This is a genomic window from Bacteroides cellulolyticus, from assembly GCF_025567135.1.
Taxonomy (GTDB): Bacteria; Bacteroidota; Bacteroidia; order Bacteroidales; family Bacteroidaceae; genus Phocaeicola; species Phocaeicola cellulolyticus.
In genome coordinates this window covers 17211-32071 of record NZ_JAOQJJ010000014.1, presented here as the reverse complement: position 1 = coordinate 32071, position 14861 = coordinate 17211, and the positions used below count along the sequence as shown (strand labels likewise).

The window sequence follows — 14861 nt, the reverse complement described above, 5'->3', positions numbered from 1 at the left end:
ATCTTAATTATCCAATAATTTTAAAACGTGCAAATTTCAATAACAGTTGCTTGTCGCCGGCATTTTCAAATCTTACAGTCGCCTTACAGTTGTCGCCGCTGCCTTCCAGCCGCACAACCTCTCCCCTTCCGAAACGTTCATGTTCTATCAGACGACCAACTTCCACACCGTGCGTATCAGCTTTACCCGGCTCAGCACTACGGCTTACCGCCGGATTTTGTGACACCGGAACAATCCTTTTAAGATTTCTCGGAGGCACAGGTTTGACAAATCTCACCGGTTCCTGAGGCATCTCACCACCATCGAACATCGAAGGTCCGCTACTCCTGTAAGTTTCATTCCTTTCATAGCCACGCTCATAGTTACGTTTTGTATATCCTTCATTACGTACGGGAGTAAACCCACTATCAGCAGGCATCTTCAGAAAATCAGGGTTTATGTCCTTGAGGAAGCGGCTCGGATTACAGAACTCCGGCTTACCATATTTATACCTGTTCTTTGCATACGAAATGAAACAGTTCTCCTCGGCACGGGTTATGGCCACATAGAACAATCTTCTTTCTTCTTCCAAAGCCCTGGGAGAATCTGAAGACATAGGTCCCGGGAACAGGTTTTCCTCCATTCCTACGATAAAGACATTTCTGAATTCAAGTCCCTTGGCCGAATGGATAGTCATCAAAGTTACTTTCGGGACACTGTCGTCCTTTTCTCCATCCTGGTCGGTAAGCAATGAAACTTCCGAAAGATAATCAGTCAGAAACATCCTTTCATTACCTTCCTGACGGCGTATGTCACAAAAATCGTACATACCGTTCACCAGTTCGTCTATATTCTCACGTCTGCTCAAACCTTCGGGCGAAGTGTCCTGTATTATATCAGCCATAATACCTGACGCTCCAACAATCTCCTTTCCAAGATCATAGGCATTATATGTATCAACCTTACTTACAAAATCCGCTATGATATCCCTGAAGCCCTGCAGTTTGGCATGAGTACCTTTATTTATATTCAGTCCGTAATCAAGAGGAGACGAAATGACAGTCCAAAGACTCACCCCTTCCTGTGCCGCTGTAGCAATAATCTTATTCAGAGTAGTATCTCCTATCCCTCTGGCAGGATAGTTTATGACTCTTTTCAGAGCCTCCCCGTCATGCGGGTTTACTGCCAGACGGAAATATGCTATCACATCCTTAATCTCCTTACGTTGATAGAACGACAAACCACCGTATATCCTGTACGCCACAGCACGCTTTCTCAGTGCCTCCTCAAATATACGGCTCTGTGCATTTGTGCGATACAAAATAGCAAAATCACTGTAAGGACAACCATCCTTCACGTGCATGGAAGTAATCTTGTTCGCTACAATCTCTCCTTCCTCTACATCGCTGTATGCGCTCGTCACGGTTATAGGTTCCCCCACCTGATTTTCCGAGAAAACCTCTTTCCTTATCTGTTCACGGTTCTTCTCTATAAGGCTATTGGCCGCTTTCACAATCAATTGTGTAGAACGGTAGTTCTGTTCAAGCTTGAAGAGGCGGGCATCATTATACAGCCTTGTGAACTTCAATATATTGTCTATATTCGCGCCACGGAAAGAATATATACTCTGTGCATCGTCACCCACCACACATACACGCTGATGCTTGCTTGTCAATTGCAAGACTATGCTGTGCTGTGCAAAGTTAGTATCCTGATACTCATCCACCAATACATACCGGAACCTTTCGGCATATTTATCACAAATGTCGGTATGATTCTTGAATAAAAGATAAGTATTTACCAGAAGGTCGTCAAAATCCATGGCATCACTCTGTCGGCATCTTTCGCAATACCTTACATATATATCCCTCATTGCAGGAATTTTCGCCTCGGAATCAGCTCTGTAGAACTCTCCGCTTGCCGCATAAGCCTCCGGCGAAACCAAATGATTTTTTGCATTACTTATCCTCGCCTGCACCACTCCCGGCTTATACACCTTTTCATCCAGGTTAAGTTCCTTAAGGATAGATTTTATAAGACTCTTTGAATCGGATGAATCATATATAGTAAAATTCGATGTATATCCCAACGCCGCACCCTCAGTCCGCAATATCCGTGCAAAAATGGAATGAAAAGTGCCCATCCATAAATATTTTGCCTTTTCCATACCTACAGCACGTGATATACGTTCCTTCATCTCGCGCGCCGCCTTATTGGTAAAAGTCAGTGCCAGTATAGACCACGGCTCATAACCATTGTCCAGCAGATAAGCTATCTTATATGTAAGCACCCTCGTCTTTCCGGAGCCAGCCCCGGCTATTACCAGCGAAGGTCCGTCGTTATAAAGCACAGCGGCACGCTGGCTTTCATTCAGTTCATCCAGATAATTAGTCATCTTATGATATTATAGATAATTCGATATAATTTTCAGGCTGCAAATATAGACAAAAACTACAAAACTCACAGTCATCCAACCATCCATTCCTCTATCGTTCCCGTTTCAGACGAGAATACGGCTCCTACCTTATATAGTTTGCGGCTGTCAGATTCATATTCACAAGCATAACCTTTTTCTTCTATCTGTCGAACCGCCTCCTCTGCAGTACCGTCAAGTTTGAATTCAAAGATAAAAACATAATCCGATGTTTCCACTATGCAGTCCACACGACCGTAACTCTGTACCTTCTCCGTATAGACAGTATAGACACTGATAAGTCGCAGTATCAAATAGAAAGTATAGTGGAAATATCTTTCCTTCTCACGCTCGTTCTCTTTACGGCGCATTGTGTATGGGATACTTGCAAGGAAAGAAGTCATACCTGTAAGAAAGTCGTCTATCCTGCCTTCATTCAACTGATCTACCGCATTGTCAATCCATGAATTCACACTCTCTCTTGTATTGAAATAACTTGAAGCTATTACTGACAGGAATCCCTTTTTCACCTCACAGTTAGGGTAATCCAACAAAAACTTATTACGCCTCAAATCAAATTCCTTTATAGTTAGATAGCCGCTCTGATATATCATAGGCAGTGGTTGTTCCACACACGCCTTGTAATCAATAAATTCCTCAGGAGAATAGAACTTGCCTGTTATCTCGTTCATATTTTCGTTTGAATGCGACAACAGGCGAACCAGATATGTCGGAGTACCGCTCTTGAACCAATAATCATAAATTCTCCCGGAATCAAACGCATTAAGCAAGCTGAAAGGATTATACACATCCGTCATTCTGTCGCTGAAATGATAACCGTCATACTGCGCCTTCAACTTATTCATCATTTCATCTAAAGAACATCCGTAAACTTCCGCCATCTGCCCTACAGGCTTCTTGAAATAACTTTCCAATTCCTCCTGCGATATACCGCAAAGCGTCTCATACTTAGCGTGCATGCTTATATCCTTAGGCTGGTTGAAACCGCTGAACACACTGACTTGCGAAAATTTTGTTACACCTGTAAGAAATACAAACTGTAGATACTCATCAGCCCCTTTGAATGTGGAATAGAATCCTTTCAGGATATTGCGGTGTTCTTCCTCCAAATCCTTGTCATAGTCCAGAACATCAAGTATTGGCTTGTCATATTCGTCAATAAGTACCACCGCACGCATTCCGCTTTTATTATAAGCAGTCTCGATTATCTTCTTGAATCTGAAGCCAAGGTTAAGTTCTTCGTCACCACCTTCTATTCCATACAATCTTTCCCAGGCAGTAATATAACTTAGAATAGCACTTCTCAATGCACCTTTACGTGTATATTCACCTCCATTGAAATCCATATGAAACACAGGATACACATTCCAGTCCTTTTCCAGCGCATCAATCTTCAACCCCCTGAAAAGTTCCTTTCTACCGAGAAAATAGTTTTTAAGTGTTGACACAAGAAGACTCTTGCCGAAACGGCGAGGGCGGCTAAGGAAGTAAATTGAGCCTTCCGTCACCAGACTGTAAACCAAATCAGTCTTATCTACATAAACAAATCCGTCATTTATAATACGGTCAAAGCTCTGTATTCCTATGGGGTATTTCATGTAAATCAATTAATAATTAAAAATTAATAATTAAAAATGCAGTGCATGCGAATGTCACAAAGATAGTGCAAACCGAGAGAAGTACAAAGTGAAAACAAAGTTTTCAACTTTTAATTCCAAGGTGAAGCCTATCTTATCTAAAGATAGTGCAAACCGAGAGAAGTACAAAGTGAAAACAAAGTTTTCAACTTTTAATTCCAAGGTGAAGCCTATCTTATCTAAAGATAGTGCAAACAGAGAGAAGTACAAAGTGAAATATACGCACATAAAAATCCCCCTGCACAATCACTTGCACAGAGGGATTGGATTTATCAGATAAAAAAGTTGTATTTACTTGCTGCGAGTGATTACTGCACGACTCAAGCGAGGATCATCATAGAACATATTGTCCACACCACCCTTGTAGTCAATTTCAAGCTGCGATTCTGAAACACCGAATTCGTTAACCAGACAGTCACGAACAGCCTCAGCACGTTTCTTACTCAAGCGTTCGTTAGTCTTCTTGCTACCTGTTCCGGCATCAGCATAACCTGTAATTGTATATACCGCATCTGGATCGCCTGCCTTGATAGCCTCAGCAAAGAACTGAAGATTTACACGAGCTTCCTTCGACAGTTTAGCTTCGCCAATACGGAAAGTCAACAGATTGCCTGATGTAAATTTCTTGACAACTTCTGTAGGTCTGTTCTTTGCATCAGCAAGTTCACGCTGCAGACGTGCATTCTCAGCATTCAGTGCATCTATCTGGTCACTCATACGTTTCAGCGCACCGTCGTTGTTGCGTGTAATAGTCTTGCTTCTGTCCCATCCGCGCTGTTTGAACTTATATGTAAGTCCGAGAGCAGCAGTAAGCATAGGTTCACCGCCACGTCCGCCTACTTCACCGTCGAACATATCGTTGATGAATGTAGCGCGCAGGTCAAGGTTAAGATCAACAGCCTCACAAAGTCTGAAAGAGTTCATAAGTCCAAGATGACCAGTTATTTCAGCATTCTTCGGTTTAGATGTTACTCTGGCTATACCAACACCGGCATACGGACTCAGGCTGTAAACACGTTTTTCCTTGTAGCCGCCTATAATGTTCATTAGGTTGAACATAGCGTCCATGTGGAAGTTATAGAATTTGAATTTCTGTTCGTTCAGCCAGTATCCATCCCATGGTTTTCCGCTTATTGCACCACCACTCTGATATGCACCGTTCTGAGTAGCACCTTTTGCAGAAAGGCCTGAATACATAAGGCGTACACCTATACCTGGAGTGAACCATTTACCCACTGCTATATCCAGTGCCGGAGAGATACGTTCACCAAACTTGCGCTGGCGGTCATGGTCACCAAAGTAAACCTGTCCTCCTGCACCCGCGCTGATAAACCAGTTACTCCAGAAACGGTTGGTTTCCACTTTGTACTTGTCTGTACTGTATTCCACAGTTTCAGTGAAATCACTGTTGTTTTGCTCTGTCTGTGCAAAAGCACATCCACCTGCCAAAACCATGGCTGCGGTAAAAATTGTTTTCTTTATCATAATTCTCAAAAATTAAGTATCCTTTTTAATTTAACTATCATTTCGCATTAGTTACAAAATTTCCACCTATGATATTCGTGTTCATCCATTCCAAACGTTCAGAATAAGCTTTCTTCATAGAAGATATAGCCTCGTCAAAAGTCATATCCTCATCACCGTTGAAAGCAGAACCTACAGACACTTTTAATGGTGACAGCGGCCACATAGCATAATTATACTGATCTGACACTTTATTCTGTGTGGCAAGCTCATCAATCTTAGTTGCTACACTCAACAATTGCGGATAGATAACAGTCCAACGTTCCTGAACTCTGGTACGGAAATTCGCGTCTTTAAACAGAAGAGGATACCACATATAGGGCATGTCGTTTACATAATCATAACCGCCTCCCTGCCACCATGGCTTCTCTTCAGCCAATTTCGATGCACCATACAGCCATTCATTCGTATTGCGACAAGAATAAGTACCGCCATACTTGCTGTTCATGGCCTGTACCTTGTCATAATTGATAAATGTCTGCCAGTCGAAATCCCATACCGGGCCAGCAGTCAGCTTACCATCACCGTCAATAAGCATGTATACACTCTTCGGATGCTTGTATTCATCGTTGAATGTCAATTCCTGTACAAAGAAATAGTCTATCACAGAATTTATATCAAGATCGTTATAAGCAGCCTCATAGTTTCCAGCCTCCAAATTGGATTCTACGGCTTCTATTCTGGCCTTCACCTGATTGTAAATATCAGAACTATATTTACTAACCTCATCCTTGAACATACACGGCAATCCACGACCGGTACGGAACTTGTCCACTTCATCATAATTGTCGTCAAATTCAAGCAAATAACCGCAGTCGGCCATCGTTGGATTTGTATTGCCATCTCCTATGATGTCTTCAATACAGTCTTTAATATCTACACGGTCGCCGTCAATCTTGATTTGCTCACATAAGAAATAATTTCCTACATGGCGTCCGTCCATAATAACTTCCACACTATATCCGTGAGGATTCCATCCAAGTCCATCGGCATATGCATTTTCTGTCTGATGAGCTACTTCAAATGCTACAGCATTGCGCAACATAGTACGGTCCATCCAGTTAGCCAAAAGTACCCAGCGCTTGTGTTTCGGCATACCTAAAACAGAAGCCTTGCTAACCAGTTTCATGGCAAACGGTTTCTTTGGGAATTTTTGTGTAGAGTTTCCGCGCAAACGTATCCCGCAAAATGCCTCTTCCATATCCACAGAACCATCAGCGTTATATACCGCCATTTTATCTGTTTCCACCCAATCAGCATCTTTAGAGCGTACGTTAATACCAGCCTCTGCCCAACTTTCACTTCCGCCACCACTCTGTGTCAACACCACAACCGGCAGACCGGAATTAGTGACAGTAACAGTAAACGTTTTTGTTTCTTCTCCGTTAGAAAGCGTGTAAACCACAGGGTTGCTGAAATCAACTTCACTTACACCACTTGTCTGCTCTACGCCATCTATCTTAACAGTAGTACCGTCGTTCACTGCAAAGGTAGGCTTCAGATTGAAGTTATATAGATAAGGAATACAACCGGTTATCGTCTCACCGTCAACAGTCAACTCCTCCGAAGCACTGTCTACAGGCCTTGTAGCACTGCCATTGAATACCAGTTTCTTGTCCAAAATTTTGCCAGCATTATTCTTTGCCTCGAAAGAGAACGATGTAAATACAGGACGATTAGTTACCTCCATGTCGCCTTCATAGTTCTCCAGCGAAAGCGGGAATGTGTAGCAGGTGTTCGCGGCAAAATCAACCAGCGCTGTGCAGGTAAATTCAGCCTTGAACTTCTGTGTCAGGATAGTAATCTTTATCTGGTCTCCGGTGCGTATTTCTGGTGCACAGGTGATATAGCCTGTATAGCTCTTTCCGCTGGCAAGGGCAGGAGTGTCACTCCAGTTCATTGTCAGTACATTGGTTCCGGTCACATCGTCGGTCCATGTTACGGCTTTCGATGTGGCATCGAATGTGAATTCGCCTCCCAGACGTCTGCCTTCAGGCAAAGTCAGAATGATGCTTTCAAGTGCATCGCCTTCGAGTGCCGTTCCTGTAGCGTTGATGTCGAACTTGAGCAGAGAGAACAGGTGTTCGAACTCGAACTCGTATCTGCCTTCATAGGTTTTGAAAGTGGGTGTACCCACCTTATAGTCACCTTCCAGCTTGCCTGTTGTCATGTCGAAAGTCTGTGTCAGTTTCAAATTACCTTTCAGAGCGGTCACATCAGCTGCGGCATTGCTTGCGCTGTACGGATAGTAGGCATATGTGGGATATTCTCCCGCTGCCATCGTACCGTTGAATTCAGCCTCGGCCACATTGCCAGTGTTGGCAGATTCAAACATAGCGTTCTTTGTGCCTTTGTCACCATATACACCAATGATATCTTTCGGTGACCACAATATACCGGCCACACCGTCGGGTGAAGAATTGTCCACGCAGGTGCGTGTCTGTACATCACCGCCCATGTGACCGACAATCGTTACATTTCCCTTGCTTTCGTTCTGCACGAAAGAATCTTCCCTACAAGCTTCTAATCCTAACATGCAGCAGGACAAAATAGCGTAAAGTATGAAGTTGTTTTTCATTTATTGTTCTTGAGTTTTCTTTCCTATTTTTCAAAAAGGTACTTCACGGTAATACTAACCGCGAAGTACCTTTATATTCAGTGAGGATTATTCATCCCAACCTACTGCATTTCCACCATTGCTGTAGCTGGCATTGTAAGATTTAGTTCCTTCTCCACCTCCAGAAGTAGTTTTCTTACGCAAAGCAAACTTGAAGTTGTTGTCGATAATAGTCTGTAAAATCAAGTCAGACTGGAACTTCTTACCTTTTTCACCTCTATTGGCAAAATTCATAAAAATTAATCCCATACCTGCATTTTCTTCACGTTTTAGTAATTCATTCAAGCATAATTGATTAAGTTCAGCTGCTGTATATTCTATACCATTAGAATACTGAATGCCATCACTATAATTACCCCTATTGTGAGATGTCGTTCCAGAGCTAACATCTGTTTTTTCACCACCAATATCATTCATCAGCCATGTATCATGACTTTCTTTCCTATACAAGTCAACTCCCATACTAAACTGATTTGTAATAGCATCCACTTTCGACTGGAAAGTTGCTTCTGCATCACTACCTGAATCACTTGTAGTAGTCACTTCCTGATAATACCATCTTAGCTTTGAATTACCGGCGCTATTTCCATCATAAGCCTGATAATTCTGCCAATATAAAGGCATACCCCCAAACTTATCTTGATAATTAATTCCTGAGCCTTTACTAGTTTCAGGTCCATAAGGACCTTCCCATAAAGAATAAAGTATTGGAGCTGTAGCACCTGTTGTCACCATATGGTCAGAATTCACATTAGCCTTGACAATAATACGACCTCTAACATCTTCTATCGTTGTTTCTGGAGTGACTTCACTATCATAAATACGATATGATGGATCATCCGCCATTTCACTTATCTCTTCTTGAATACCATTAATCCAAATCTCCTGTTGAATCGATTCAAGCAATCCATCTTTTTTATATGTAACCATTACTAAAGCAAACTCATTCGAAACTTTTCCTTCTTTTGCAAATGCTGTTTCTGCATTCTCCAAATATTGTGCAATCTGTTTAAAAGATTCTTTTAATGTTCCTGCATTATTAACCGATACAGAATAATCCCAATGACCTTCAAAAAAACCGTCAACAACCCAATTACGTGAAGCTTGTGTATGTAAAATAAATGCACGAACGCCATCTTTATATTGCTGTTCGGTTCCGGTTGGTTGGTATGAACTTGTATTGGTAAATTTACTTCCTGGAATAGAAAGTTCAGTCAGATAAATATCCGGATCAAGCGAACTCATCCAATAATTAACATTATATTGTGTAGGCAACGTAGGTAGAGTAACACGGCTCACCTTATGTGGCAGAATTTTGAACGAATTATCAGAAGTTGTCAAAGTCTTGTGTACCGTTCCTCCACTTGTTGCTACCGTAATTTTGATATTACTACCATCTATCTCGTTTTCATTAGGAATCAAAAATGCACGAACTACAAGCTTCTTACCAGCCGCCAACTTCACATATTCAAGTACTCCTTGCTCATTTATCCACGAACAAGGTACTGAAATATTGTCTGTTACCACACCGCTCATATTAGTTTTGCACACAACTGTACTTTCGTAAGACTCCTCAGTATCACTTCCCGGATAAACTTGAGCTGTAAAGTCACCAACAATAGAAGTGCCATCAGCTTCCACATTGATATTTGTCAATGTGATAGGCTCCGTAATATTTCCAGGTGCTGAAACTTCAATCTCCAGAATAGTCGAAAGCGGCTTAAACTGCAAATCTATATCAGTTCCAACAGGTGTCTTACTTTTCTTCTGTCCACGATATGCATACATGATTGCAAACTCCGGATTGCTTACAGCCGTATAGTTACCCTCTGCATCTTGCTCAAAACGTAAGGGCCGCTGCTCCACCGGAAGAGTTAAATCAAAAAGTCCTGTTGACTCTGTACCCTTTACAAATTTAACTGGATAAAATCCATAAAATTTATGCAAATCTTCACTACCCCATTGCAAACCGGCATCACCAATTTTAGTCACTGTTTCTGCTGTAGAAGATGTACTATTAGATACTCCAATAGTATAATTTACCAACTTACTAGCCGGCATAGATGCTTGTGGGCAATAAATAGCTATTTCATCACCATTCTCCCAATATACAGGGAAAGCATCTAGTTTTTGGTCATTATCAGTATCTATTGGTGTACCATAAGCAGTACGAGTTTCTATGCCATTTTGTGGTAACGACATTCCAAAGCTAATTTCATCTCCAGTCTGTGCTGGATTATCTATAGTACTAGTAACAGTATCATCTTGACATCCAGCAGCAGTTATCATAAGCGTTAAAGCTATCAAAGAGTAAAAAACTTTTTTCATAATTATCTAACTTTAATCAAAGTGTTATATTATCCCATTTATCATCTGTAAAATCGTGAGTCTCACCAAATTCATGATTTTGAATGGTTACTCCTTTATCATGTTTACCATCTGGTTCAAATACGGAAGCTTTATTCATAATTCCTTCTTCCATTTCTACTTCCACATGCTGTGTCTGTGGAGTCTCGTAAAGTTTTTTCTTCATATTATACCTCGCTTTCAATTATTAGTTAACAATTAGTTTTTCCGTTAGTAATTTCATTTCTTTAAGTTGTCCTTTCATTTTTCCATATCTTTAATCTTTAAATTATACTCTTATTTATTTTTATTATTTCCATAACCATATCCATAACCGTAACCATAGCTTCCATATCCGTAACCATGGCGTTCCAAGTCTGCACCATTAAGAATCAAAGCCATGTTGTTAAGGACTTTCTCCTGATACAGCTTCTCTATATCAGGCAACTGACGTTTGTCAAGTCGTCCGGCACGGACTACGAAAATTGTAATATCTGCTATACGATTGGCAATAGTGGCATCTGCTACAAGGCCTACCGGCACATTATCCACTACTATGTAGTCATAACGCTTGCGCAACTCTTCCATCATACTATCCAGACGGCTGTCCATAAGAAGTTCGGCAGGATTAGGTGCTGAAGTTCCGGCATTTATGAAATCATAATCTTTACCACAATCGTGTATAATGTCATCCAGTGCTATGGTTTCGTCTGCCAGATAGTTTGTCATACCTACCCCATGCTTATGCATTCTGTGGCTGAGCGATCCTTTTCGTATATCAAGGTCTATCAGTATCACTTTCTTCTTGGTATAAGCCAGACTGTCTGCAAGATTAAACGCTACAAATGATTTACCAGCACCGGAATTGAACGAAGTAAATGTAATAACCTGCAACGGTCTGTCCTTCTTGGCCATAAAAGACATGTTTGTTCGCAAAATCCTGAATGCCTCAGTCACTACATTATCACCATATCCATATGCATTGGCCGCACCTTTACGTGATGATTTATAGTTCTTGTCAAGAGGAATCTCGCCAAGGAAAGGCACACTCACAGCACCCAGTATATCCTTACGGCTATGAATACGCGTATCCATAAACATTATTACAAGGAATGATACGGTTGGTAAAGCCAATCCCAACAATATACCAAGTGCAAGAATCTTGTTTCTGTTTGGTGATATCGGATACTTTGTAGCCTCTGCACTGTCTATAACCCTGGCATTATTATCGGCCATAGCCTGCGATAACGCATTTTCCTCACGTTTGTTTAGCAGGAAGAGGTAAAGAGACTCCTTTATTTTCTGCTGACGCTCTATTGAAAGCATCTGTCTTTCTTTTGTAGGCATAGCAGACAAGCGTTCCTGTACCCTCATCTCACGGTTCTGTGCATCATTGCGCTTCACGTTGATACTTACTATCATATTATCGACCGCACGGATAATACTCTGTTTCATTGCGCGCAGCGATGAATTCAGTTCTTCCACCACAGGGTTCTTGTCACTACTGTCAGAAATCAGTCTGTCTCGTTTCAACTTGGCTGCATTATACATACCTATCTGATTTTCGATGTTCATATCGCTGATTCCGGTATTTGACGGTATCAGATCGGCTTCCTTTTTCGGATCAGTAAGATATTCCTTTATATATTGCGCCAATCGTAGCTGAGTTTCAAGTTCTAATGCTGAAGAATTATATTTCTGCGACTCTCCCATATACATACTTGCCGATGAAGAAATATCCAGTGTCTGATTTTCACGTTTGAATGATTCCAGATCGGACTCCACATCACCAAGTTCCTGACCGATAATTATAAGACGTTCATTAATGAAGTTAGCTGTATTAACAGCCACCTGATTCTTATCCCTTATCGTTTCCTCATTATATACGTTTACCAGCATATTCAGTATATCCTCTGCACGTTCCGAGGAATTGTCCTTAAGTGCAAGAGTAAGAATAGAAGATTCTTCTTCCTCCTGCTTTACCGCAATACTGTTTCTGTAAACGGATACAACTGCATCAAGAGGCATCTTACTGACTTTTACCGGCACACCAATCCATGATTCTGTCATATAATTGGTAGGAACTACCACAACTTTTCCTTCATTTAGCGAAATTGTATCATTCAGTTCCACAACCTGACGTTCACCATTTTCAGCCATCGAAAAATCTGTAATCTCCACCGAATCTTTATTCAGCAATGTTACTGTAAATGCCACATACTGTTCAGGCAACATATCAGCAAAACTGACTGCGACAGGCGATTTCGTATAAAGTTCCACATTTCTAAGGCCGTCCTTCATTTTATAACTAACATCGGCATGTGTCCTGCTTACTACTTCACGTATCAATCTTTTTGAGTTGAACTGAAGCATCTCGTTTGCCACATTCACTTTGTTTATGAAATTGTCAAAACGGTCAAGTCCCGTTGTCGTCGTCTTGCTTGAAGGATCCTTTATTATGACTGTAGCCGAACCAAAATAAACCAAAGGTGCGGTAGCATACTTATACCAAGCTATTCCCCCGAAAATCAGGACAGACATAATGAACCACTTCCACTTGGAAGCCAAGTACATAAGCAAATCCAACAGATTTATGTTCTGATCGTTTTTATTTGATTGAATATTATTCTGCATTTTTATATAAAAGATTATTTAATTACCCACAAAATAGAAGTTACCAGACTTGCAAGCGATATCAACATAGTTGTAATCTGCCATCCTCTGTCCTCAGCATCTTTCTTTCGGTATTTTGGTTCCACATACACTATATCATTCTGCTGCAAATAAAAACAAGGCGACTGGAATATGTCTGTACTTCTCAGGTCGTGTACAAACATCTGCTTTTCATTTCCCACTTCACGTATCACCTTTACCCTGTCAATCCTTGCCTTAGGTAAAAGATCTCCAGCATTGGCGATAGCTTCCAGTATAGTTATGCGGTCACCATTAACGGTAAATGTACCGTTCCTGCCCACTGCTCCTAGCACAGTATATTTAAAATTCAAGAACTCTACAGCCACCAACGGATCCTTAATATATTCCCCCTGCTTGATACGTGTCTCTATAAGTTTTTTCACCTCACTTATCTTCATTCCATCTACATGGAGTTTACCCAAGATAGGAAAATCAATATCACCGTTTGCATCTACGCGATATCCCTTCTCGTTTACTGTAGCCTCAGAAGGACTTACACTGCCATCCGCATTTACTCTGAAATTTCCTCCCTGAATATTAAAAGGAATGGCCAATTCAGGATTCTTACAACTAACAGATATACTGAGACGGTCATCACAATGAACTTCAGCCTCATATTTCATATCAATAGGGTACTTCTCGCCCATCTCCATATCATTCAGATATACAAAATCCTTACGCGAAGCACATGAAGCCAACAGCCATATTGACATCAAGCCCAAAAACAAAATTTTCTTATTCATTTATCATTAATTTTTTCTATTCCATTTCTACATACATTAGCCGCCTCCTCATCAGGCAGACATTCCATCACTCCTACCGTAACCAGTTCAGACACACGGGCCAAAGTTCTGTGCATATCATTTTGCAAAATTACACTTTTTCTTATAACTGAGCACCCGGAAAGCACATTAATAAAAGCCTGAAACTCGTCACAAGTTAAAAAGATATTAAATTTGGCCTGTTTTAACTTAACAATACCTCCTACCGGGGCTATAACGTCTTTGTAGCAAGGAGTTTTTCCACTCCACGGAGTTCCTGCTGCCATCACTATATCATTGCTTATCAGTATAGTAGGATTGTCATCATTCATAAGTTGACACCCTGGAAAAGACTTAATCCACAACCTCGAATGAGTACTCTTTCCTGTTCCGCTTTTTCCCATAAAAAGGTAAGCTTTTCCGTCAAGTATCACCGAAGAAGCATGAACAGAAATCCCTCCATGAGGAATGATAGCCTGCGAATATACCATACGCAACAATGAGCTCACCACATCACCGGAATAACTGTCTTCCTTCTTTATATAAGCATCAGTTCTCTTGAAACAGCTATCCGAAATTGCACAATGCTCCATTTCATCATTTCTGAAACTGATTCTTATGTAATATCCTCCGCTGAATGAGTACAGTCTTACTCTACCCATATCGTTCAGCGACTCATCCAAGAACTCAGTATCAGGCTTTTCTGAAAGATCTTCGTAATGTACATAAAACATGAACAATGGCTCCTTTTCCAGCGTTTTACTATATCGAAACGACCTGAAAGAAGGAAGCATCTTTTCAATATCTGTTCCTCGCGGTACTGTCACTCCGAATACAAATCCTGCCACCTTAAAAAAATATTCTTCCAT

9 protein-coding genes are annotated in these 14861 nt (G+C 41.1%); all 9 read right to left on the bottom strand.

Annotated features, from left to right (window positions below; all coding sequences use genetic code 11):
* Positions 1-7: 7 nt before the first annotated feature.
* The gene (locus OCV82_RS11695) at positions 8-2374 is read right to left on the bottom strand and encodes an ATP-dependent helicase (RefSeq protein ID WP_154044555.1); all 2367 of its coding nucleotides are present in this window, start codon (positions 2372-2374) and stop codon (positions 8-10) included.
* Positions 2375-2445: 71 nt separating this feature from the next.
* The gene (locus OCV82_RS11690; RefSeq protein WP_154044554.1) at positions 2446-4011 is read right to left on the bottom strand and encodes an ATP-binding protein; all 1566 of its coding nucleotides are present in this window, start codon (positions 4009-4011) and stop codon (positions 2446-2448) included.
* Positions 4012-4341: 330 nt separating this feature from the next.
* Entirely contained in the window at positions 4342-5535 is a 1194-nt protein-coding gene (locus OCV82_RS11685) for an OmpA family protein (RefSeq protein ID WP_154044553.1), read from the bottom strand.
* 37 nt (positions 5536-5572) lie between these two features.
* Entirely contained in the window at positions 5573-8110 is a 2538-nt protein-coding gene (locus OCV82_RS11680; protein ID WP_262543618.1) for a CotH kinase family protein, read from the bottom strand.
* 129 nt (positions 8111-8239) lie between these two features.
* Positions 8240-10519 (bottom strand): PI-PLC domain-containing protein, encoded by a 2280-nt coding sequence (locus tag OCV82_RS11675; protein ID WP_154044551.1) that lies wholly within the window; start codon positions 10517-10519, stop codon positions 8240-8242.
* A 16-nt stretch (positions 10520-10535) separates the two neighbouring features.
* A complete protein-coding gene (locus OCV82_RS11670; protein ID WP_154044550.1) occupies positions 10536-10724 on the bottom strand; it encodes a hypothetical protein in 189 nt (62 codons plus the stop codon).
* 110 nt (positions 10725-10834) lie between these two features.
* The gene (locus OCV82_RS11665; protein WP_154044549.1) at positions 10835-13171 is read right to left on the bottom strand and encodes a GumC family protein; all 2337 of its coding nucleotides are present in this window, start codon (positions 13169-13171) and stop codon (positions 10835-10837) included.
* Positions 13172-13185: 14 nt separating this feature from the next.
* Positions 13186-13974: a polysaccharide biosynthesis/export family protein gene (locus tag OCV82_RS11660; RefSeq protein ID WP_154044548.1), complete on the bottom strand. Its 789-nt coding sequence runs from the start codon at positions 13972-13974 to the stop codon at positions 13186-13188.
* On the bottom strand, positions 13971-14861 hold the full coding sequence (locus tag OCV82_RS11655) for a phosphoenolpyruvate carboxykinase (RefSeq protein WP_258321699.1): 891 nt from the start codon (positions 14859-14861) through the stop codon (positions 13971-13973). The genes OCV82_RS11660 and OCV82_RS11655 overlap by 4 nt, the downstream gene beginning before the upstream one ends.

Excerpts from the sequence above, each read along its gene's own strand:
- OCV82_RS11665 (WP_154044549.1), bottom strand. The coding sequence starts at position 13,171 with ATGCAGAATAATATTCAATCAAATAAAAACGATCAGAACATAAATCTG.
- OCV82_RS11695 (WP_154044555.1), bottom strand. The coding sequence starts at position 2,374 with ATGACTAATTATCTGGATGAACTGAATGAAAGCCAGCGTGCCGCTGTG.
- OCV82_RS11685 (WP_154044553.1), bottom strand. The coding sequence starts at position 5,535 with ATGATAAAGAAAACAATTTTTACCGCAGCCATGGTTTTGGCAGGTGGA.
- OCV82_RS11675 (WP_154044551.1), bottom strand. The coding sequence starts at position 10,519 with ATGAAAAAAGTTTTTTACTCTTTGATAGCTTTAACGCTTATGATAACT.
- OCV82_RS11690 (WP_154044554.1), bottom strand. The coding sequence starts at position 4,011 with ATGAAATACCCCATAGGAATACAGAGCTTTGACCGTATTATAAATGAC.
- OCV82_RS11680 (WP_262543618.1), bottom strand. The coding sequence starts at position 8,110 with ATGTTAGGATTAGAAGCTTGTAGGGAAGATTCTTTCGTGCAGAACGAA.
- OCV82_RS11670 (WP_154044550.1), bottom strand. The coding sequence starts at position 10,724 with ATGAAGAAAAAACTTTACGAGACTCCACAGACACAGCATGTGGAAGTA.
- OCV82_RS11660 (WP_154044548.1), bottom strand. The coding sequence starts at position 13,974 with ATGAATAAGAAAATTTTGTTTTTGGGCTTGATGTCAATATGGCTGTTG.
- OCV82_RS11655 (WP_258321699.1), bottom strand. The coding sequence starts at position 14,861 with ATGGAAGAATATTTTTTTAAGGTGGCAGGATTTGTATTCGGAGTGACA.